The 21,638-nt window shown below is 64.9% G+C and carries 21 protein-coding genes; 5 read left to right on the forward strand and 16 right to left on the reverse strand.

The features are described from left to right. Window positions 1-213: 213 nt before the first annotated feature. Window positions 214-510 (forward strand): transposase, encoded by a 297-nt coding sequence (locus tag JN280_RS26450; protein ID WP_202306740.1) that lies wholly within the window; start codon window positions 214-216, stop codon window positions 508-510. 633 nt (window positions 511-1,143) lie between these two features. On the opposite strand, the gene JN280_RS26455 is transcribed toward JN280_RS26450, so the two are convergent. Then, on the reverse strand, window positions 1,144-2,415 hold the full coding sequence (locus tag JN280_RS26455; protein ID WP_202306742.1) for an NAD(P)/FAD-dependent oxidoreductase: 1,272 nt from the start codon (window positions 2,413-2,415) through the stop codon (window positions 1,144-1,146). A gap of 77 nt (window positions 2,416-2,492) precedes the next feature. Further along, complete coding sequence (locus JN280_RS26460) at window positions 2,493-2,966, reverse strand: Lrp/AsnC family transcriptional regulator (RefSeq protein ID WP_202306744.1); 474 nt, start codon at window positions 2,964-2,966, stop codon at window positions 2,493-2,495. A 156-nt stretch (window positions 2,967-3,122) separates the two neighbouring features. Here JN280_RS26460 and ald point away from each other — a divergent pair, with 156 nt between their 5' ends. After that, window positions 3,123-4,238: an alanine dehydrogenase gene (gene ald, locus JN280_RS26465; protein ID WP_202306745.1), complete on the forward strand. Its 1,116-nt coding sequence runs from the start codon at window positions 3,123-3,125 to the stop codon at window positions 4,236-4,238. 81 nt (window positions 4,239-4,319) lie between these two features. On the opposite strand, the gene JN280_RS26470 is transcribed toward ald, so the two are convergent. The 5 genes from JN280_RS26470 to JN280_RS26490 all read right to left on the reverse strand — a co-directional run bounded on the left by JN280_RS26470 (window position 4,320) and on the right by JN280_RS26490 (window position 8,917). Next, window positions 4,320-5,276 carry a nucleoside hydrolase gene (locus JN280_RS26470; RefSeq protein ID WP_202306746.1) on the reverse strand — a complete coding sequence of 319 codons (957 nt, stop codon included), beginning with the start codon at window positions 5,274-5,276 and terminating at the stop codon, window positions 4,320-4,322. Between the two features lie 25 nt (window positions 5,277-5,301). Next, window positions 5,302-6,129: a nucleoside phosphorylase gene (locus JN280_RS26475; RefSeq protein ID WP_202306747.1), complete on the reverse strand. Its 828-nt coding sequence runs from the start codon at window positions 6,127-6,129 to the stop codon at window positions 5,302-5,304. 152 nt (window positions 6,130-6,281) lie between these two features. Next, window positions 6,282-7,259 (reverse strand): ABC transporter substrate-binding protein, encoded by a 978-nt coding sequence (locus JN280_RS26480; RefSeq protein ID WP_244743608.1) that lies wholly within the window; start codon window positions 7,257-7,259, stop codon window positions 6,282-6,284. A 37-nt stretch (window positions 7,260-7,296) separates the two neighbouring features. Beyond that, entirely contained in the window at window positions 7,297-8,097 is an 801-nt protein-coding gene (locus JN280_RS26485; protein ID WP_202306749.1) for an ABC transporter permease, read from the reverse strand. Next, window positions 8,087-8,917: an ABC transporter ATP-binding protein gene (locus tag JN280_RS26490; protein WP_244742106.1), complete on the reverse strand. Its 831-nt coding sequence runs from the start codon at window positions 8,915-8,917 to the stop codon at window positions 8,087-8,089. The genes JN280_RS26485 and JN280_RS26490 overlap by 11 nt, the downstream gene beginning before the upstream one ends. Before the next feature lie 194 nt (window positions 8,918-9,111). Here JN280_RS26490 and JN280_RS26495 point away from each other — a divergent pair, with 194 nt between their 5' ends. Then, the gene (locus JN280_RS26495; RefSeq protein ID WP_202306750.1) at window positions 9,112-10,062 is read left to right on the forward strand and encodes a LysR family transcriptional regulator; all 951 of its coding nucleotides are present in this window, start codon (window positions 9,112-9,114) and stop codon (window positions 10,060-10,062) included. Window positions 10,063-10,217: 155 nt separating this feature from the next. Here JN280_RS26495 and JN280_RS26500 read toward each other — a convergent pair whose 3' ends face one another. The 5 genes from JN280_RS26500 to JN280_RS26520 all read right to left on the reverse strand — a co-directional run bounded on the left by JN280_RS26500 (window position 10,218) and on the right by JN280_RS26520 (window position 14,006). After that, window positions 10,218-10,694 carry a DUF1203 domain-containing protein gene (locus JN280_RS26500; protein WP_202306751.1) on the reverse strand — a complete coding sequence of 159 codons (477 nt, stop codon included), beginning with the start codon at window positions 10,692-10,694 and terminating at the stop codon, window positions 10,218-10,220. A 114-nt stretch (window positions 10,695-10,808) separates the two neighbouring features. Further along, a complete protein-coding gene (locus JN280_RS26505) occupies window positions 10,809-11,366 on the reverse strand; it encodes a GNAT family N-acetyltransferase (protein ID WP_244742109.1) in 558 nt (185 codons plus the stop codon). Window positions 11,367-11,368: 2 nt separating this feature from the next. Beyond that, entirely contained in the window at window positions 11,369-12,220 is an 852-nt protein-coding gene (sseA, locus tag JN280_RS26510) for a 3-mercaptopyruvate sulfurtransferase (protein WP_202306754.1), read from the reverse strand. 8 nt (window positions 12,221-12,228) lie between these two features. Continuing rightward, a complete protein-coding gene (locus JN280_RS26515; RefSeq protein ID WP_202306756.1) occupies window positions 12,229-12,972 on the reverse strand; it encodes an alanyl-tRNA editing protein in 744 nt (247 codons plus the stop codon). Then, a complete protein-coding gene (locus JN280_RS26520) occupies window positions 12,972-14,006 on the reverse strand; it encodes a cysteine synthase A (protein WP_202306758.1) in 1,035 nt (344 codons plus the stop codon). Before JN280_RS26520 ends, JN280_RS26515 begins: the two co-directional genes overlap by 1 nt. Window positions 14,007-14,266: 260 nt before the next feature. On the opposite strand from JN280_RS26520, the gene JN280_RS26525 reads away from it, so the two are divergent. Together JN280_RS26525 and JN280_RS26530 are read left to right on the forward strand one after the other, a co-directional pair. Continuing rightward, entirely contained in the window at window positions 14,267-15,085 is an 819-nt protein-coding gene (locus JN280_RS26525; RefSeq protein WP_202306760.1) for an SDR family NAD(P)-dependent oxidoreductase, read from the forward strand. 51 nt (window positions 15,086-15,136) lie between these two features. Further along, complete coding sequence (locus JN280_RS26530) at window positions 15,137-16,111, forward strand: alpha/beta hydrolase (RefSeq protein WP_202306762.1); 975 nt, start codon at window positions 15,137-15,139, stop codon at window positions 16,109-16,111. Window positions 16,112-16,161: 50 nt separating this feature from the next. On the opposite strand, the gene JN280_RS26535 is transcribed toward JN280_RS26530, so the two are convergent. From JN280_RS26535 to ilvA, 4 genes are all read right to left on the reverse strand, one after another. After that, a complete protein-coding gene (locus JN280_RS26535; protein WP_202306764.1) occupies window positions 16,162-17,358 on the reverse strand; it encodes an MFS transporter in 1,197 nt (398 codons plus the stop codon). A gap of 254 nt (window positions 17,359-17,612) precedes the next feature. Further along, on the reverse strand, window positions 17,613-19,010 hold the full coding sequence (locus JN280_RS26540; protein WP_202306766.1) for a DEAD/DEAH box helicase: 1,398 nt from the start codon (window positions 19,008-19,010) through the stop codon (window positions 17,613-17,615). A 692-nt stretch (window positions 19,011-19,702) separates the two neighbouring features. Beyond that, on the reverse strand, window positions 19,703-20,248 hold the full coding sequence (locus tag JN280_RS26545) for a DUF1697 domain-containing protein (RefSeq protein WP_202306768.1): 546 nt from the start codon (window positions 20,246-20,248) through the stop codon (window positions 19,703-19,705). Beyond that, complete coding sequence (ilvA, locus tag JN280_RS26550) at window positions 20,245-21,501, reverse strand: threonine ammonia-lyase IlvA (RefSeq protein ID WP_202306770.1); 1,257 nt, start codon at window positions 21,499-21,501, stop codon at window positions 20,245-20,247. The genes JN280_RS26545 and ilvA overlap by 4 nt, the downstream gene beginning before the upstream one ends. Window positions 21,502-21,638 lie beyond the last annotated feature (137 nt).

The raw sequence follows: 21,638 nt of genomic DNA on the forward strand, positions 1-21,638 counted from the left end.
CGAAGGTGAAAACCTGGCGCTTGGTGCCAGAGCCGTAGGCGCGCAGCAAGTGAAAGGAGTGACAATTGGTCCGTTGAAGTCCATGAAAATGCTCCTTCATTCGCGCTCCTACGGTACCGCGCCACGGTTGCGCGCCCGGACGCACTTTGGAGGCATGATGTGGATGGCGCGTGCCGGGGCGCAATAGCGTCGTCTGCCTGGAGGGTACGGCAAATGCACAGCGGCTTTCGCCGCTACCGCCCGCTCGGCTTCGTGCTGACGCCTGACCAAACGCACGACACGCAGGGCGGTGCGCCCCTGATCGCTGACCGCATCGAGGCGATGCTCGCAGACAAGGGCTATGACGCAGGTGCGACCCGCGAGGAAATTGCCAAGGCCGAGGTGGAAGCCGTCATCCCGGCAACCGCCGCAACCCGCCCTAGCATGGCCAAAGCAAATACAGATGGCGCAACCAGATCGACCGCCTTTCAGCAAGCTCAAGAATTGGCGCCTGATCGCCACTCGATGTGACAAAACCAATAAGTCATACCTCGGTGTCGTCGTCGTCGCCGCTATCAAACTATGGATGGCCTTTGTCCACCAGACCCAGGGAGACGTTGACACGAGGTGCGAAAAAGCAACGCCAATAAAGCTGATTGGTTATGACGTATGTATTCTCGCAGATGTGGTATTGGTCATCCGGGGACTCCTGTACACGATCCCGTGGGATGGTGAAATTATGCGGCAAGTAAGTGTATCCGCCATCGGTCCTGTACCGCACCGAAGACCGAGGTATGGCGCGGCAGTCAGAACTACCGCAACACTTGAATTTCGTCTGCGGGTCAATCTTGTCTTCGTACCAATCATGGGCGTTAGCGGCTGTTGCGGCGGCGATACACATTGCCGTGAAGAACGACCTTCGCATGGCATTCCTCCAGTATTTGGCAGGCGCTGCCCGTTCGAGCGTCTATGTATATTAGCGCTCCATCAAGAATACCATTGACTCCAACGGACTAACGCCACTTCAGCAAGCGACACTCGCAACTGAAAGACCGCATTGGGTCATGAGTGCGGGTCTGGCAGTATCAGACGAACAGCCAATCGGGGTCGGACCAGGTCTTCCACCAGGTACCAACCGCCAGATTTCCGCCACCAGGGGCGGCTTCAGCCTTTGTCCGCGTCGCCCTGCGTGATCAGGCGCGCACTGCGCTGCCCGGTCACATAGATCCACAGCCAGCTCAACGAGACTGCGAGGCGGTTGCGCAAGCCGATCAGGAAATAGATGTGAGCAAGGCCCCAGACCCACCAGGCAATCCGGCCGGTGAGCCGAATCCACCCGAAATCGATCACGGCGGCCCGCTTGCCGATCGTGGCGAGATCGCCGTCGTGTCGGTAGCGGAACGGCTGCGGTGTCCTATCGCCGCCAAGACGCCTGCGGATGGTCAGGGCCACATGCCTGCCTTGCTGCTTGGCAGCCGGCGCGACGCCGGGCACCGGCTTGCCGTCCGGGCGCTCGACATGAGCGGTATCGCCGATGGCGAAGATATCGGCATGGCCGGGCAACGTCAGATCGGGCTGGACGATCACACGCCCGGCGCGGTCGGACGTGACACCCAGCCATTCGGCGGCCGGCGATGCGGCAACGCCGGCGGCCCAGATGATGGTGCGCGCATGCAGGCGCCGGCCGCCGAAGACCACACCGTCGCTGTCGCATTCGGTGACGGGCCGGCCGAGTTCTACAGTAACGCCCAGCCGCTCCAATGCAGCCTTCGCATAGGCCGACAAGTTCGGCCGGAAATTCGACAATATGCGATCGCCCGCCTCGATAAGCACCACGCGCGTCTCGCGTGTGTCGATGTTGCGGAACTCGCCGCGCAGCGTCTCATGGGCGAGTTCCGCGATGGTGCCGGCAAGCTCCACCCCCGTCGGCCCGCCGCCGATGATGGCAAGGGTCAGCAATGCCCGACGTTTTTCCGGATCAGCCTCCCATTCCGCCTGTTCGAAGGCGTTCAGGATAGCGCGCCGGATCGTGGTCGCATCCTCGATGGTCTTCAGGCCGGGCGCCAAGGGCTCCCATTCGTCATGGCCGAAATAGGCATGGCGTGCACCGGTCGCCAGCACCAGCGTGTCGTAGGCTACGGAGCGGTCGTCGTCGAGCAGAACGCGCTTGTCCGCGGCGTCAACGCCTGCGACCTGGCCGAGCAGCGTCGTCACGTCCCTTCGCCTGCGCAGGAGATGGCGCACCGGCCAGGCGATCTCCGACGTCGCGAGCGAAGTGGTGGCGACCTGATAGAGCAGAGGCTGGAACAGGTGATGATTGCGCTGGTCGATTACCGTCACGCGGACCGGCGCACCGTCGAGCGCGCGCGTGCATTCCAGCCCGCCGAATCCCGCTCCCACGATGACGACGTGATGCGTTCCGGACCCTGCAGCCATGACGATGCTCCCGATATCCGGGCCGCATCTAGATCACGCTCACCAGCGGCTCGTCAAATCCGGTCGATCACCGATCGTCATGCCATTTCCGGCTTGAGGCCGAGCGCGGTGCGGTCGATCACTTCGCGCAGGGCGAAGGACGAATTGATCTTGGTCACATGCGGCATGGCCGACAGCCATTCCTTGTGGATCCGCTCGTAGTCGGCCAGGTCACGTGCCGCGACCCGCAATATGTAGTCGTATTCGCCCGACATAAGGTGACAGGACAGGATGTTCGGGCAACGCTTCACCGCCCCTTCGAAGTCGGACAGCGTCTTCTCGAACTGGCCGGACAGGGATATGTGCACGATCGCCGTCATCTGATGGCCGAGTGCCGCGTTGGAGAGCCGGGCGTGGTAGCCACGCACAACGCCGGTCTTCTCCAGGTTGTCGAGTCGGCGCGAGCATGCCGATTGTGACAGGCCTACCCGCTCGGCCAGCGCCGCGTTGGAGATGCGTCCGTCCTTCTGCAACGTGTCGAGAATGGCGATATCGATCCTATCGAGCGACATTCTTCGTAGATCCTTCGAATTTCTGACGATATGATGCAAGGAATAGCGAAGAATTGTCGTTTCAGCAACCGCAATCGCAAACACATGCGATGCGATCCGTGTTTAATTGTGGCATCAGGGAACGGGCCCCAACAGGCCGGATGAGGAGAACTCGATATGCGCGTCGGATGCCCGAAGGAAATCAAGAACCACGAGTATCGGGTCGGCATGACGCCGGGTTCCGTCCGGGAATATGTCAGCCACGGCCATGAGGTGCTGATCGAAAGCGGCGCCGGCGGTGGCATCGGCGCTGACGACAACGCCTATCACGCAGCAGGCGCCAGGATCGTCAAGACCGCCGAGGAAGTCTTCGCCAAGTCCGATATGATCGTGAAGGTGAAGGAGCCGCAGCCCAACGAATGGGTGCAATTGCGCGAGGACCAGATCCTCTACACCTACCTGCACCTCGCGCCCGATCCGGACCAGACCAAGGGGCTGCTCGCCTCCGGCGTGACCGCGATCGCCTATGAGACCGTCACCGACGACCGCGGCGGCCTGCCGCTGCTCGCGCCGATGTCGGAAGTGGCCGGCCGACTGGCGATCCAGGCCGGCGCCACCGCGCTTCAGAAGGCCAATGGCGGACGCGGCGTGCTGCTCGGCGGCGTGCCCGGCGTGCTGCCCGGGAAGGTCGCCGTGATCGGCGGCGGCGTGGTCGGCCTGCACGCCGCCAAGATGGCAGTCGGTCTCGGCGCCGACGTCACCATCATCGACCGTTCCATCCCGCGCCTGCGCCAGCTCGACGACATCTTCAACGGCCGTGTCCACACCCGCTACTCGACCGTCGAGGCGCTCGAAGACGAGTGCTTCTCCGCCGACGTCGTGGTCGGCGCCGTGCTCATCCCGGGCGCCGCCGCGCCGAAGCTCGTCACCCGCGAGATGCTGTCGGGCATGAAGAAGGGCGCCGTGCTCGTCGACGTCGCAATCGACCAGGGCGGCTGCTTCGAGACCTCGCACGCCACCACTCACGCCCAGCCCACCTACGAGGTCGACGGCATCATCCATTACTGCGTCGCCAACATGCCGGGCGCGGTTCCGGTCACCTCGGCCCATGCGCTCAACAATGCCACGCTGCACTACGGACTGCAGCTTGCCGACAAGGGCCTGAAGGCGCTGGTCGACGATCCGCATCTGAGGAACGGTCTCAACGTCCACAAGGGCAAGATCACCAATCGCGCGGTCGCAGAATCGCTGGGCTACGAGATGGCCGAGCCGAAGGCCGTGCTGGCCGCCTGACTGCCCGCAAGAACTCCTCCCGCTGCCCGCCGGTCATCGCCGGCGGGCTTTTTCGTGCGTGACGAAGGTTCCCAGCGGCCCTCAAGACGAGCACGACAATGTGTCGAGGATCAACTGTCTGACGCCCAGGGCATCGACCGAAACCGCGACGTCCTGATCCGGCGCCGCGTCCCAGGCGCCAGGCGGGTAAGGGGTCATGCGGTCCATCTGGACCGTCTGGCCGGCGGCCACGCCCTGCGTGGCGACGCGTATCGGCCCTCGCCTGGTCTGGAAAAGCGATCGGTCCACGACGAAGGCGGCGGCCGAGGAATCGTGAACATAGAAGCCGTCAACACCAAAGCGCATATGATAATGCCGATAGCCGCGCGTGGATTCGACGATGAAACGAGCCGCCTCCCCGCCAACGGCCAGCCGATCGAGAGAGGCCGGTCCCATCACCACCTGGCGGGTCACATCCAGTCCGACCGCTGTCACCGGCCATTCGGTGCCGAAAACGATGTCGGCGGCGTGCGGATCGCCAATGATGTTGGCCTCGGCGACCGGTGTGACGTTGCCGTTGGGACCCGCGAGGCCGAATGCCCCACCCATGACCACCACCTCCTTGACGAGGCCGGCGATATCGGGCGCCTCGGCAAGCGCCATCGCAAGATTGGTCAGCCTGCCGACCGCGACGATGGAGATCTGCCCCTCCTGCTGCCGGACCAGATCGATGATGAAGCGATGCGCCGGCCTCGGATCCGGCCCGGGCAGGTCTTCGATTTCCAGCAGCATGTCTCCCAGGCCGTTGCGCCCGTGGACGTGAACGGGAGGCGGAGACGGCTCCGCCTCGAGCGCGCGGCCGGCGCCCCTGGCGACCGGGGCGTCGATGCCGAATCGCCGCTTGAGATAGAGCGCGTTGCGGGTCACCGTGTCGATGTCGGCATTGCCGAAGACGGTGGTGATCCCGACGAGATCGACCGTCCGGCAGGCATTGAGAAAAAGGAGCGCGGCGGCATCGTCGACACCGGGATCCGTATCGAATATGACTTTGGTCGGCATCGCCCCGCGTCCGTTCCCGGCGGTGTCAGGCCGCAAGAGAGGGGAAGAAATGCGGCTTGCCCGCTGCCTTCTTCCTGGCGTCCCAACCGGCGAGGATGACCACGGCACGGCTGGCGACGGCACAGCAGCGCTTGATCGATTCCGCGGAATCGGCGCGCTGGCGGGTGACGCGGTTGGCCCCGACCGAGCAGATCATGCCGCCTCTGAAGCCGAAGAGTTGAGCAAGCGTGAAGATCGTCGCGGCCTCCATCTCGAAATTCGCGACCTTGGCGCGCGTCAGGTCCTCGATGACGTGGTTCATCCGCGACTGCCAGAAGCCGCCGGGCATCGGATTGACCTCGCCGGCATAGAAGCTGTCCACGCTGGCCGCGAGCCCGAGATGGTAGCGCTCACCCATTTCCTCGGCCGCTTCGATCAGGGCCATCAGCACCTCGTGGTTGGCAACCGCCGGATAGGACTTGTCGACATAAGCATCGACGGTGCCGGTCAGGCGAAGGGCGCCGGTGGAAATGACCAGGTCACCCGGCTCGATCTCCGGCTGCAGGGCCGCGCAGGAACCGACGCGGATGAATGTGTCGGCGCCGCAGTTCGACAGCTCCACGACAGCGATGTCTGTGGACGGGCCGCCGACGCCGTGCGAGCAAGCGGTGATGTCGACACCGTCGAGCTTGCCGCGCGCCGTCCTGTATTCGCGGAAATGCGCGACCTCTTCATAGCTGTCCCAGCTGCTGCCGACGACCGGCACCCGGCCGGGGTCGCCCGGGGTCAGCACGTAGCGCGAGATGTCGCCCGGCTTGATCTTCAGATGCATCTGGACGCCGCCGGGATGGATGGGGGTATGCTGTACATTCATGGTCTCTTGCTTCCTCGAAAAGGCTTGTTCCAACGGCCTGGATGCCGACGCATCCAGGCGGCGCGGCCCGTCCGGCCGCTTGGCTTTCCGCGCCAACGGGCGTGGGCCACGCCGTCGCGCGTTCCAGCAGTCGATCTCATCGACCGTTGGTATTACCGGGCGGCAATGAACTCGGTCGAATAGAGCTTGTCGACGTCGAGATCGCCTTTCAGGCCACCGAATTCGCGCAACGTCTCGACGGTCTCCTTCACGACAGCGGGATCGAAGGAGCAGGTGCCGTTCTTCCTGGAGTAGTCGGTGTAGACATAGCTCTCCTGCAGCGCGAGCTGGGCCGTCTGCTGCACGGGATCGAGCTGATTGTTCAAGGCGACGACGGTCGCGACGGTCTCGTCCTTGTGCTGGTAGGCGTAGTCGTAGCCCTTCTTCGTCGCGGCGACGAAACGCTTCACGAGATCGGGGTTCTCCTCCACCGTCTTGCGCGTCGTGAAGACGACTTCGAGATAGGCGCTCACGCCGTAGTCCGAGGGCAGGATGACGGAAGTCTTCTTGCCCTTCAGCTCGATCGCGACGGCCTCGTTGATGGCGAAGCCGGTCTTGGCGTCCACCGAGCCGTTCATCAGCAGTTCCGAGCTGGGCGAGACCACGAGGCTGATCTGATCGAGGGGGACGCCGGCTTTCGCCAGCATCGCCTTGGTCAGCACCCAGGGCCCGCCTTCATTGTAGGCGAGCTTCTTGCCGGCAAGATCGGCCGGCTCTTTGATATCGGACGAAGCCAGCGCGATGACGCCGCCCGCGTGGCGCTGGAAGCATGCCGCGACCATCACGAGGTCCATGCCGTTGGCCGCGCCCAGCGCGATCTGACCGACGTCGTTGGTGCCGAACGTGTTGGCGCCCGAAGCCACCAGCGCGGTCGAATTGAGGTTCGGGCCGCCGGGCATGATCTCGACATTGAGGCCGGCCTCGTCGTAGAAGCCCTTGTTCTTGGCCATGATATAGCCGGCCGACTGGACGTTGAGCAGCCACGGCAGGCGCAGCGAGATGTCGTCGGCCGCGGATGTTGCATGGCCGGATGCGGCGATGCAGGCGCTGGAAAGAAGGGCTGAAGCAAACAATCTGCGAAGGCTCTTCATCACGATAAGTCTCCCATTCTTGATTTGTGTGGTTTGCTCAGGCGTCCATGCTCGCTTCGGGCCAGAACAGGCAGAGCCGTTCGGCGGCGATGACAAGGTAGAACATCAGGATGGTCGCGATCGACGAGATGACGATGGCCGAGAACAGCATGGCGGCATCCTGCTGGTAGCCGGCCGTGACGATGACCGTGCCGATGCCGAGATTGGCGCCGGTGAACTCGGCCACGATGGCGCCGATGACCGCGGTGCTGGAACTGATCTTGGCGGCGGCGAATATGTAGGGCAGCGCGGCATAGATGCGCGCATGACGGAAGGTCTGCCCCCGCGTAGCGCCCACCACCGCCAGGAATTCCAGCGACTGGCGATCGACAGTGCGGAAGCCTTTGACCGCATTGACCAGCGTCGGGAAGAAGCAGGCGATCGCGGCGATCGCGACCTTGGGCGCGAGGCCGAAGCCGAGCCAGATCGTGAGCAATGGCGCGATCGCCAGGATCGGGATGGCCTTGAGAGTGATGGCCCAGGGAAACAGCGCGCGTTCAGCGGTCCGGGAGTATAGGAACAGCACCGCGAGCAGCACGGCCACTGTCGTGCCGATGACGAAGCCAAGGACGGCCGCGGTCATGGTCGAGACGAGGTTCTCGAACAGCATCGCACGCGCCTCGTACATCTTGACGGCGATGGCGCTCGGAGCGGGCAGCAGATAGGCCGGGATCGAAAAGAGCCTGACGGCCAGTTCCCAGGCTACGCCGACGGCGAGGAAGATCACCAGCGCCGGCCCCAATTCGAGCACCTTCGACATGAAGGCGAAGCCGCGGTTCCCAATGACGTCATTGCGCATGGATCAACGCCTCGAGTTCTTCGGTCTGGCGGATGTATTCGGCGCTGGCGCGCAGAGCCGGATCGGCCTCGCGCGGATGCAGCACCGGCACGACGGCCTTCACGCGGCCAGGCCGCGGCGCCATGACCACGATCTGGTCCGACAGGTAGAGCGCCTCGGAAAGCGAGTGCGTGACGAAAACCACCGTGAGGCTGCGCGACCTCCAGATGCGAATTAGTTCGTCATGCATCTCCCGACGCGTGAACTCGTCGAGCGCGCCAAAGGGCTCATCCATCAGCATGATGTCCGGCTCGTAGGACAGGGCCCTGGCGATCGACACGCGCTGTCGCATCCCGCCTGAAAGCTGCGCCGGGTAATGATCCGCGAAGCCCTCGAGGCGAACCAGGGACAGCAGCTCGAGCGCCCGCGCGCGGCGCGAGCCGGCCGAACCTATGCCCAGTACCTCCAGCGGCAGTTCGATGTTCTGGCGAGCCGTCTTCCAGGCGAACAGGCTGGCATCCTGGAACACGAAGCCGAATTTGCGCTTGCGTTGATAGTCCTCGCTCGGCAGGCCGTTGACCCGCACCGCTCCGCTCGTGGCCGGTATCAGGTTGCTGATGACCCGCAGCAAGGTGGACTTGCCGCACCCGCTGCGTCCGACGATCGAAACGAACTGGTTGCACGCGATGTCGAGGCTGACGCCGGTCAGTGCGTCGACCGCTCCGCTGCGTCCGGGGAAGGAGACCGACACATCGTCGATCTCGAGGGCGGCAGTCCGCACCACGGGCATGTCTGAAGAAATGGCCCTCGAGGCCTGTTCCGGTATGACGGTTGCGTGCACTCGCTTCCCCCATTCACCTCGTCACGGGTGACGGAACAGGCCGCGACTTCCGCGCGGCGCTTGCCGGAACTCGACCTGTCCCTTGCCGACCGGAGCGATAGTAGCCGCATGAAAAATGATTGCACTAGCATCAAATTTTGCGCTTACTGATCGAAATATTCGAGCACTGGAAGAGGCCGCTTCGGATGGCATTGATGCGTACCACTCTGGTCTATTTCGATTTCGCGGCGCGTTTCGGATCGATCCGCAAGGCCGCCGATGTGCTGCATGTCGCCTCGTCCGCCGTAAACCGCCAGTTGCTTCTGCTCGAGGAGGAGATGGGCGTGCCGCTGTTCGAGCGGCTGCCGCGCGGAATAAAGCCGACAGCGGCCGGCGAGATCCTGCTCGCCAACGTCAGGCGCTGGAATCGCGAGGCCATGCTGTTGAAGCAGGAGATCGGCAGCCTGCGCGACGGCGTGCGCGGTACGATCCGGATCGCAGCGGCCGAAACCTTCACCGAGGACGTTCTGCCCCGGGCCATGACCAAGCTGCAGTCGCATTTTCCGCATGTCGACTACACGCTGATCTCAGGCGACAACCATCGCATAACGAGCGAGTTGCTGGCCAAGGAGGCCGACGTCGTCCTTGCCTACGACGTCAGCGAGAAGATCAAGGCGGAGGTCGTCCATACCGTGGTCGAGCCGATCGGCATCATCGCCACACCGGACCATCCGCTCTCGGGCCGGACAGTGCTGACGCTGGCCGAATGCGCTCGCTATCCGTTGATCGCACCGGGACGCGACTGGTTGACCAACAGCGGTCTCAACGTCCTCTTCCAGGGCGATCACGCGCTCGGCCGCATCGTTGCCTATGCCGAGCGCCCCGGCATTCTGAAGGCCCTGGTGCGCGCCGGGCTGGGAATTGCGTTCCTGTCATCGCTCGGCGTCGAGAAGGAGGTGAGCGAAGGCAAGCTGGTCTGGATCCCCCTCGAGAAGAGCGTGATCGAGCCGGCGCGCATCACCATGCTGGTGCCGAAGGGCCGCGTGCTTCCCGGCTACCTTTCCGCCTTCGTCGACGTCCTCAAGGACGAGTTCATGGACTATGTCAGGGTCAATACCCGCTCGCTCTCGGCGCAGGTCGCAAGGCCGAAGCGATCCACGTCGTAATACCATCGGAACCGGATGCCCACGCACCCACTTTCCCTCAATCGCCGACGCGGCACTCCGGCCACTTGGCTTCGCGCCAAGGGGCGTGGGCCACACAGTCCGCGCGTTCAGTGATCGATCCACCGACCTTGGCAGAACAGCCGGATCGGCCGTCGTCAGCCGGCCTCCCTGTCGATCCGGCACTGGAAGCAATTGTTCTTCGCCGAGCGCATATGGAGATAGGCAATGTCCGGCCGTTGCAGGAGCTTGTGCGCGCGGTTGCAGATCCTGTGCGTCGGGGTCACGGCTCCCGTCCCGTAGACGATCCGGTCGTCATGGCCGTAGCCGCGCAGGATGTAGTCCGGCGTCGCCTTGAACAGATCCGGAATGACGTCGCTCTCCGGCGCCCTCTCGCAAGGCTCGGCGTGGAGGAAAATCGGCCCCGTTTCCGCGTAGGGCTGCAGCGCGGGGAACGGTCGGTAGGCCAGGATGAGATAGGGCTCGCCCGCCTTCACGTTGCGCAGGCAATGACGGCACGGAACCCCGTCGCCATCCGAAATACGCCGCTCGGGCGGCATGCCGTAATCGTCTGGTGCGCCGCCCTGCAGGGCGCGAACGCGGTCTGTGGGCATGGCAACGTAACGGATGAGCATGGCGGTTCTCCAATTGGAACCCCATGCAGATACGCGTGCGGCCCCTGCCCGGCCACCCGATTCCGGAACGGCCGTCTCGTCGTGGGAGGCCTGCATTTCGGCAAGTCCGAACTGCTACCGCATCACGCTTTCCGCCCGTTCCGAAGGCGTCAAGGGAAAGACAGTCTCCTGCTTCTGGCCGACCGGCACGAAACCGAGCTTCTGGTAGAGCGGCAAGGCGGCGGGATGGTCGAGCGTGCATGTCTGGACCGTCACCGCCTGCGGATCGGTCGCCCAGGCGGCCTCGATCGCGGCGCCGAGAAACCAGCGGCCGATGCCCTGCCCCATTGCCTGGTCCATCATGCCGAAATAGGCCAGTTCGGTATGGTCGGGAAGCTGCGGCTTCAGGTCGAAGAAGCCGGCCGGCGCGCCGTCGAGATAGAGCACCCTGACGTCACGACCCGGCGCGTGAAGTCCTGCCGCCAGTTCCTCGTCGCTCAGACGGAGCGCATTGACCCAGTGCCATTTGCGGCCGACGCGATCGAGCAAATAGCGATAGAAGTGGAGCGGGATGTTCCTCGCCTTGAGCAATGCGATCTGCCGTCCCACAGGCAGCGGCGCATAGCGCGCCGGCGGCTTCGTCATCTCGAGGAAGGTGACGGTCACCTCGATCGGGTCCGGTCGCTCCGTCATCGTCATGCCTTGCCGGTGGCAACTGGCGTGTCGGGGAACCCGCCCCATTCGGTCCAGGAACCGTCATAGAGGCGGTTGTCGCCATGGCCGATCGAATAGAGCGCCAGCGTGATGACGGCTGCGGTGACGCCGGAACCGCAGGAGGTGACGATCGGCTTCGAAAGGTCGAGGCCGGCCTCCTCCAGCACCTCCTTCAGGCGGTCCACCGGCAGCAGTTCGCCGTTCTCAGACAGCGTTGTGGACGGCACGCTCCTGGCGCCGGGCATATGGCCCGAGCGCAGCCCAGGCCTCGGTTCCGGCTCCGTACCGGCGAACCGGCCGGCTGAACGCGCGTCCGCGATCTGGGCGCTGCCGCTGGCGACGATATCGCGCATCTCGGCGAGCGACACCACGCGTTCGGCGTCGAAATCGGTCGAGAAGACGTTGGCCGCGATTCGGGTCGATGCGGCGGTTACCGGCCGACCGGCCGCCTTCCAGCGGTCAAAACCGCCGTCCAGAATGAACACTTCGGCCACGCCCATGATGCGGAACATCCACCATACGCGGGGAGCCGAAAGGAAGCCCGGCCCGTCATAGACGACGATCGTGTCGTCGGCCGAGATGCCCATCGAGCCGACCGATTGCGCAAAGGCAGCCGGCCGCGGCAGCGTATGCGGAAGACTGGCGCCCTCCTCCACCACACTGTCGAGGTCGAAGAACACGGCGCCCGGAATATGCGCTGTCTCATATTCGGCGCGTGCGTCGCGACGATGTGCCGGCAGGTACCAGGAGGCATCGACGATCGACAGGCCCGGCGATCCAAGCCGCGACTGCAGCCAGTCTGCATCGACGACGAAGGGGCTCTTCTCACCCATGCTGTTCCTCAATTCCCTGGCAACGGGCCGAAACGGATACGGAAACGACGGTTTTCGCGCCCCTTTTTCTCGATCTTGCCGATATGGATGGCGCCGACCTCGCCCGTCGCCGCGACATGGGTACCGCCGCAGGGCTGGCTGTCGACGACGGCGTCATCACCGATGCACACAAGCCTGATGCGGCCCGTTCCCGAGGGCGGGCGCACATTCTTCGACTTGACCAGGCCGGGATTGGCCGCCAGTTCGTCGTCGGTGATCCAGCGGGTGAACACCGGATGGTTCGCCGCCACCAGTTCCATGAGCCGCTCCGTGACGTCCTCCTTGGCGTAGCTGGAATCCGGAATGTCGAAATCGATACGGGAATCGTCCTCCGCGACCGACGCTCCCGTGATCGGATACGGGCACACGACGGTCAGGAGGTGGCAGGCCGTGTGCATCCGCATCAGCCGCAGCCGCCGCTCCCAGTCGATGGCCAGCGACAGCGTCTCGCCCGGCTCGGGCATCGGCTGCTCCGGCGCGGGCACATGGATGATTTCGTCCTTCGTCTCGCCCGAAATCGTGGCAGCGACCGCGATGCGGCTCCCGTCCGAACGGATCAGGAAACCCGTATCCCCCGGCTGCCCGCCCGACGTGGCGTAGAAGATCGTGCGGTCGAGGATGATGCCGCCGCGCTCGTTGACCGCCGCGACCTGGCCTTCGCCAAGCTTCAGATAGGCGTCTTCGCGGAAGAGGGCATTGGTGAAGAAAGCCATCAGGCGCCCCCCTCGAAGGGCACCGAAATGTCCGGGGTCGTTTCCAGCCATTCCGGTGCGGGCAGGTTCTTGCCGCGCAGGAAAGTCGGGTTGAAGAGCTTCGACTGGTAGCGCGTGCCGAAGTCGGCGAGGATGGTCACGATGGTGTGGCCCGGGCCAAGTTCCCTGGCCAGGCGGATCGCGCCGGCAATATTGATGCCGGTCGAACCGCCCACGCACATGCCTTCTTCCTGAATCAGGTCGAAGATGATCGGCAGCGCCTCCTCGTCGGGAACCTGCCAGGAGAAGTCCGGCGTGAAGCCTTCGAGATTGGCGGTGATGCGACCCTGCCCGATGCCCTCTGTGATGGAACTGCCTTCGGCCTTGAGCAGCCCTTCGGTGTAGAAACTGTGCAGGGCGGCGCCGAGCGGGTCGGCCAGCGCGATCTTCACCCCATTGCTCTTCTCCTTCAGACCGATGGAGACGCCGGCCAGCGTGCCGCCGGTCCCGACGGCCGAGACGAAGCCGTCGACCTTTCCGCCGGTCTGGTCCCAGATCTCCTGCGCCGTCGTCCTGACATGACCGTCACGATTGGCGACGTTGTCGAACTGGTTGGCCCAGATCGCCCCGTTGGGATCGGTGCGAGCCAATTGCTCCGCAAGCCGGCCCGATATCTTCACATAGTTGTCGGGGTTCTTGTAGGGCACGGCCGGCACCTCGATGAGTTCCGCGCCGAGCAGCCGCAACGCGTCCTTCTTTTCCTGGCTCTGGGTGTCGGGGATGACGATGACGGTGCGGTAGCCAAGCGCCTTGGCGACGACCGTGAGGCCGATGCCGGTGTTGCCGGCCGTGCCCTCGACGATCACCCCGCCGGGCCTGAGCAGCCCGCGCTCTTCCGCGTCCCGGATGATGAAGAGGCCGGCGCGGTCTTTCACCGACTGACCCGGATTCATGAATTCGGCCTTGCCCAATATCTCGCAGCCGGTCTCCTCCGAAGCCCGCCTCAGGCGGATCAGCGGCGTATTGCCGATGGCGTCGATCACGGACCGGTACATGGGGATTCCTTTGCTCGTCTCGCGGAGCGACCCTAGAAACCGGCGACGCCGCTTTCAAGGTGAGAATTTGCGCCAAGCAAGCGGAAATCGAATGCCAATTTCACGGCGCACCGAAAAAGAGGCCGCCGGGAGTTGCTTTGCAGGGGCCAGCCTGTCTAATTCCGCCGCTCCCGCGTCGCCGCTTCGACCGGCGAGGGAAGAGATTTGCGGCACCGGCGCAGCCGTTGTAGCTTCGCCCGAAAAGACAACTGGATGGGGAAATGGCGCTCTATCGGGCGAAACCCAAGGACGGCATTGCCTGGGTTACCGGCGCCAGCACCGGCATAGGACGTGCGCTGGCCCTCGACCTGGCGCGGGAAGGTTATCAGGTCGCGGTGACCGCCCGGACCGAAGAGAAGCTCGTATCGCTGTCCGAGGAGGCGGAAGGCCTGCCGGGCAGGATCATTCCGTTTCCGGGCGACGTGGCCGACGAGAAGGCGATGGCCGGGATCGTCGATGCGATCGAGACCAGTGCCGGGCCGATCGTCCTGGCCGTCTTCAACGCGGGAAAATACTTCCAGACACGCGGCGAACGGCTCAATGCCGAGAATTTCGTCAGGACCTACGAGATCAACCTGTTCGGCGTGATCAACGGCATCGTGCCGACGGTGGAGCGGATGCGCGAGCGCGGTCACGGGCACGTTGCGATCGTCGCCTCCGTTTCAGGCTATTTCGGCTGGCCTTCGACGGCCGCGTACGGCGCCTCGAAGGCAGCGCTCAACAACATGGCCGAATCCCTGAAATATGATCTCGACAAGATGAACATCCGCATCCAGGTCATCAATCCCGGCTTCATCGACACCCCCCTGACCGAAAAGAACGCCTTTCCGATGCCTGCCCTCATGAAGGTCGACGACGCTGCCAGGCGTATGCTGAAGGGGCTCAAATCCGGCGGCTTCGAAGTCACGTTTCCTCACCGATTCACCTGGTTTCTCAAGCTATTGCGCGTCTGTCCTCAACCTTTGCGCTTCTGGTTCGTCAACAAGGCGACGGGGTGGGGCAGACGGCCGGTTCCGGCGGGCAGGAAGCCGAGAAACTGATCGTCCGCCCCGGCCGAGTGATGGCTTGCACCGATGTTTTCGAGGTCTTTGATGGGGCGACGCATCTTGGGTTGGCTCTTTGTCGTCATTGCCGCGCTGACAGTCGCCTTCCTCCTCGGGCCGCGGGTGGCGCTCGACACGACTGTCAGGTTCGACCCGGCCGTGATCGGCGACGATCCACAAGCCTATCTCGACGGGAAGGAAGACGCGGTACCCGCCATCCGCCCCGGGCTCGAGAAAGAAATCGTCTGGGCGAATCCGCTGATCCGCGCCAGGACCCCGATTTCGATCGTCTACATCCACGGCTTCTCGGCGTCGAAGGGCGAACTCCGCCCCCTGCCCGACGAAGTCGCCGACGCGCTCGACGCCAATCTTTTCCTTGCGCGTCTGACCGGTCACGGCCAGGACGGCCCGGCGATGACGAGCGGCACGGTCAATGCCTGGATCAACGACTATGCAGAGGCGATCGCAATCGGCCGTGCGATAGGCGACAAGGTCGTCGTCATCGCCACTTCGACCGGCGCATCGCTCGCCACCTGGGCCGCGACCCGGCCGGAGCTTTCGCGCGATGTCGCCACCATGGTCCTCGTCTCTCCCAATTTCGGGGTCCGCGCTACGGGATCGCAGATGCTCACCTGGCCCTGGGGCAAGCAGATCGCCGAAGCCCTCATCGGCAAGGAGCGCTCGTTCGCGCCGCTCAATCCATTGCATGAGAAACTCTGGACCACGCGCTATCCGACCATGGCGCTGCTGCCCATGGCCGCGCTGGTGGACCTCGCGCGCAATGCACCCGTCGAGACGATCGGAATTCCCGCGCTTTTCATATTCAGCGACGACGACAAGGTCGTGAGGCAGGACCTGACGCGGGAGATCGCGGCGCGCTGGGGTGCGCGCCACGAACTGGTCCCGGTGGAGCGCAGCGGCGACCCGGCGAACCATGTGATCGCCGGCGACGCCCTGTCCCCGGCGACGACCCAGGCGCTCGCCGACAGGGCTTCCGCCTGGATCGACGCGGTCGTGCGCTGACGCGGAAATCGGTCAGGGAACCGGGATCGCGCGGCGCGACACGGCGCCATCTACGGGATGCGATGCGGGGGCGCGTCCTTGGCGAAGAGATAGATCAGGAGCGATATGCCGAGCGTCGCAGCGTAGAAGCCGAACAGCGCGGCGTAGGCGGCGGCCGGCTCTCCGGGCACGACGCTTGCCGTGACCACGCCGCCGGTCGCGAACTGCATGATGCCGACGCCGCCGATGGCGAAGAAGTTCATCAGCGTGACGCCACGACCGATGAGATGGGCGGGCACGAAGGCGCGGGCATGCGCCATCAGCAGGCCGTAGGCGCTGCCGAAGAGGCCGATCACGACGAACGCCGCCGTGGCCACGGGGATGCCGATGACGGGCTGCAGCGCGAGCGACACGAGGGCGGCCAGGCCCACGGCGTTGCCGACGGCCGCCACCCATTTGCGGGTCTTGAAGATCGTGTCGAGCGGACCGTAGAGGAACGAGCCGGCCACCATCGCGAAGGCCATGAACAGCGTGACATTGCCGATGGTCAGGGCATCAGCGCCATGGACGTCGGTCAGATAGGGGCCGGCCCAAAGCCCTCTTATGCCGCTCGGCGGCGCGTAGTTGATCGCCGTCAGCGGGATGATCGGCCACAGTGCCCTGATGCGAAGAAGGTCGAGATAGCCCCCGAAGCCGAAGCCGGCGGGCTTTTCCCCCGCCCGTTCGGGGTCACGCACCACGAGCGCGATGGCCGCTGCTGCCGACAGCGTGAGCAGGCCGAGCGCGGTCATCACCGGGCGCCAGCCGAAGGCCTCAGCCGCATTGGCGAGCGGCGCAGCGCCGATCACGTTGCCGGCCGTGCCGAAAGCGACCATCCAGGAGGAGAGCACGGCGAAACGAGCCGCCGAAAAGGTCTTGGCGAAGATGAACAGCGACGCCATCAGAACAGGCGCGCAGCCGACGCCGATCAGCGCCATGGCGACGATCACCATCCAGGGCGACGAGGCGGCCGCGAAAAGGAACGCCCCGCCGCCTGCACCGAGCGCGACGAACAGCCCCGTGGTCCGTTTCGGGCCGAAGCGGTCGAGACAGACGCCGACTCCGAACTGCGCCAGAGCGAAAGCGATGAACCAGCCCCCCGACGCGAAGGACAGTTGCGCCTTGGTCATGCCCAGGTCGGCGCCGAGCGCCGGCGTCAGCACGGCCAGGAACGAACGGTAGAATTGCGACAGCACGTAGCCGACGGCAAGAGCGACGATGCCTGCCATATCCCCTCCCGTCGTGCAGAGCGATCGAACGGTATCTTCCCTCCGGACGCTCCTGCTTCACCCCTATCGCCACGCAGGCCGCAGGCGCAATCGTCCGGGTCCTGCCATTCCCCAGAAATCGGCCTGGACGTTCGCCCTGGACAGGGGAAGCGCGCCGCGACCGTTTGCGCCACTGCATAGGCAGCGGTTTCCGCTGGCGTTCGAACAAAAAGCCGGCCCCGCAACTGCAGGGCCGGCGGAAGTCGCAGGCTGCGTCAGGCCGCCTTGGCCGCGGGGCGTTTGCCGCCGAAACGGCGGCGCTTCGCGCGGAAGGGTTTGCGCTCGCCGGCCTTGTGCTCGCCCGGCTTCCCGGAGAACGGCTTGCCCTGGCCCGGCTTGCCGCCGTCGCGGCGACGCTGGTCCGGGCGCTGAGCCTGGCCCTCGCCACGGCCGCCCTGATCGTTGGCGGGCTTCAGGGCCGCCATGTCGCGCACACGCGGCTCCGACCGCGGATCGGGTTCGCCCGTATGGTCGCGCGCGACCGGCAGCCGCATGCGGATGATCCGCTCGACGGCACGCAGCTTGCTCGCCTCGGCCGGATCGCACAGCGTGATGGCGACGCCGTCGGCGCCGTTACGGCCGGTACGGCCGATGCGGTGCACATAGCTTTCGGCCTCATCGGGCAGGTCGAAATTGACGACGTGGCTGATGCCGGGAACGTCGATGCCGCGGGCGGCGATATCGGTCGCCACCAGGATGCGGACGGAACCGTCGCGGAAGCCGTTCAGCGCCTTCTGCCTGGCGTTCTGCGACTTGTTGCCGTGGATCACCGCGGCCTCGAAACCGTCGCGCTCGAGGTCGCGCGTCACCCTGTCGGCGCCGTGCTTGGTGCGGGCGAAGACGATCACCGAACGCATCCCGGGATCTGCCAGCATCGTCGAGAGAACCTGCCGCTTCTGCCGGGTGCGCGCCATCACCACGCTCTGGTGGATTTCGGCGGCCGTCGTGCCTTGCGGCGCAACTTCGACCCGCGCCGGATTGCGCAGCAGCCCCTGCGCGAGCTGCTCGATCTCGGGCGGCATCGTCGCGGAGAAGAGAGCCGTCTGCCGGGCCGGATGCGTGGCCTTGGCGAGGCGTCTGACATCGTTGATGAAGCCCATGTCGAGCATGCGGTCGGCTTCGTCGAGCACCAGCCAGGTCGTCTCCGAAAGGATCACGTCGCCTTCGCGCACGAGGTCCGTCAGCCGGCCGGGCGTGGCGATCAGCACGTCGACGCCAGGCGCGAGCTTCTTGACCTGGCTGAAGCGGGAGACCCCTCCAAGGACCAGCGCGGTCGAGATATGCGCCCCCTTGGAGAGCAGCCGGAAGGTCTCCTCGATCTGCACGGCCAGTTCGCGGGTGGGCACCAGGATCAGGGCGCGCGCCGTCTTCGGGCGCCGCCTGGTGCCGAGCGCGATGATCTTCGACAGGATCGGCAGCGCGAAAGCCGCGGTCTTGCCGGAGCCGGTCTGGGCGACACCCAATATGTCCCGGCCCTCAAGCTGCGCCGGGATCGACTGCGCCTGGATCGGCTTGGGATCGGTGAAGCCGGCATTGGTGGCGGCCTTCAACAGCGCGCCGGAAATTCCAAGTCGTGCGAAGCCTTCGAGCTCCGCCGGATTTTCGTTGTTCAATTTCTTCTTCTTTCGGACGGCCAACAAGGGCCGCACTGCATATTGCGGCAGGGCGCAACCTGCCGGCGGTGTATTTTACGGGAACGACAAGGCGGCGGGGAAAACCCGCTCGGCTGCGCTGTCGCGTCCACGGGCATCATGCCCGCGGCACACCCTTCACTTTCCGGGAATGGAAAGGGGAAGGAAGACGCAACCAGTCCCGACGGTCGGGAAAGCCGGATATCCGGCCCAAGCGCCTATGGCGGCCATATGGGCGAGTTCGATCGAAAAGGCAAATGAATTCGCCGCGGCACGGCAGGCGGCATCCGGCCGCAGGGGCCACCCAACCATGCACGCATATGTTGCGCGCCGCGCCGGCGGTCCTGTAAAGTACAGGAAATTAGCAGGACGGGCCTGTAATTTCGGCATGCCGTCGAAGGCGGGTGACGGGGCAGCCTTTGCGCCGCCTCCGCCAGCCCGCGGACATCCCGCGAAGGATCGGAGTGGGCCGCCTGCCGGGACGGCTCGCCCCTTTGTGCGGATATGTGCATCCACCGGCGGCACGCCCCGGAGCCGGCGGACGCAGTTCGTCACGTTGAAAGCAGGCGTCAAAAATTCACGGTGGCGGCGCCGGTGTCAACTGTGGTCATCAAGGATTGATCGGCGTTGCCTGCCGGCGAGAGCCTGAAGGAGTCAGGAAGCCGGGCCTGCCCTCACGCGGCCTTGCCGGCCATCTCCAGCAAGGTCAGCACGGTGCGCCAGTTGCGCGCCGTCAAGGGCACATCGAGCACCCTGTCCATCGCTCCCGCCAGTTTGGATATGCCGAAGCCGTCGGGGGTGAAGAGGTAGAGAACGCCCTCCGACAGGACGAAGCGCTCGGTCGGCGTCGCCAGTTCACGCAGACGCTCGACGGCACCGGCCTCGGGCGCTTCATCGAGCAGGACGGCGTGCAGCCGTTTCGGCTCGTCGGCGCCTTGCGGGAACGGATTGTCCGCGACGATCCGGCCCCAGGCGTCCGCGCTGCGGATGGTCACGCGCGATGAAAAGCCGAAGGTCTCGGCGAACACCTTCTCGATGATCGCCGCGACTTCCGCGGCCGGCCTGACCGACGTCAGCACCACATTGCCGCTCTGGATGTAGGTCGCGACCTTGCCGAAGCCAGCCTCGCCAAGCACTTTCCGCAAGGTCTCCATCCTGGCGACCTTGTTGCCGCCGACATTGACGCCGCGGAACAGTACGATGAAGGCGGTGTCGCTCATATCACCAGTGCCGCGATCGTCTCGTTCTCGGTAATATCCTGATAAGCCCAGCCCGATTCGTGGAAGCGTTTGGCGAGAATGTCGAAGTTCTTGCGGTCCCTGGTCTCGATGCCGATCAGGACCGAGCCGAAATTGCGGGCCGACTTCTTCAGATATTCGAAGCGGGTGATGTCGTCGTCGGGGCCGAGCAGGTCGAGGAAGTCGCGCAGGGCGCCTGGCCGCTGCGGGAAGCGGAAGACGAAATATTTCTTCAGCCCCTCGAAGCGCAGCGCCCGCTCCTTGACGTCGGGTAGCCGCTCGAAGTCGAAATTGCCGCCCGAGACGACCAGCACTATCGCTTTGCCCTTGATCTCCTTGCGCGGAAAATCCTTGAGGGCGTCGATGGCCAGCGCGCCCGCGGGCTCCAGCACGACGCCCTCGACATTCAGCATCTCGATCATCGTGGCGCAGAGCCGGTTTTCCGGGATGAGCCGGACGGCATCGGCCGGATAGTCCTTGAGATGGCGGAACGGCTCGCGGCCGATCTCGGCCACCGCCGCGCCGTCGACGAAATTGTCGACCTTGGCGAGTTTCACGCGCTTGCCGCCGGCGAGACTCTCCTTGAGGCTGGGTGATCCCGCCGGCTCGGCGAAGACGAAGCGCGGCCGCCGGCCGAGCTCGCCGAAGCAGCGCGTCACGCCGGCGGCCAGCCCGCCGCCGCCGACCGGCAGCACCATGATGTCGGGGGCCTTGCCGTCGGGCATCTGGGCGGCGATCTCCCAGCCGACGGTCGCCTGGCCTTCTATGATGTGCCTGTGGTCGAATGGGGGCACCATGTGGCCGCCGCCCTCCTCCGCGAAGTCGAGCGCGGCATGGTAGCAATCATCGAAATAGTCGCCGATCAGCCTGATCTCGACGAACTGGCCGCCGAACAGCCGCGTCTTGTCGATCTTCTGCTGCGGTGTCGTCACCGGCATGAAGACCACGCCCTTCTTGCCGAAATGACGGCAGACATAGGCGAAACCCTGGGCGTGGTTGCCGGCCGACGCACAGACGAAGAGATCGGATTTTGCGCCGGCGCCGAGCGCCTTGCGAAAGAAATTGAAGGCGCCGCGGATCTTGTAGGAACGGACCGGCGAGAGATCCTCGCGTTTCAGGAAGATGCGCGCCCCTGTCTTGCGCGACAGATAGTCGTTTTCCTGCAGCGGCGTTTCCGGGAACAGGGCGCGCAGCGCCTCGGCCGCCTGTGCCACCAGCTCGTTGAAACCAGTCATGCCGTTCCATCCTGCCGGGGATAACCACCCCGCACCGCTGCCCTTGCTTTGCGCTATGGCATATTCGCCTGTATGAAGCCATCACCTGCCGCGAAAGCGCAGCGCCTCCCCGGGGCCTGATATCGAGGTATCGCGAA

The organism is Mesorhizobium sp. L-8-10 (assembly GCF_016756635.1).
GTDB lineage: Bacteria > Pseudomonadota > Alphaproteobacteria > Rhizobiales > Rhizobiaceae.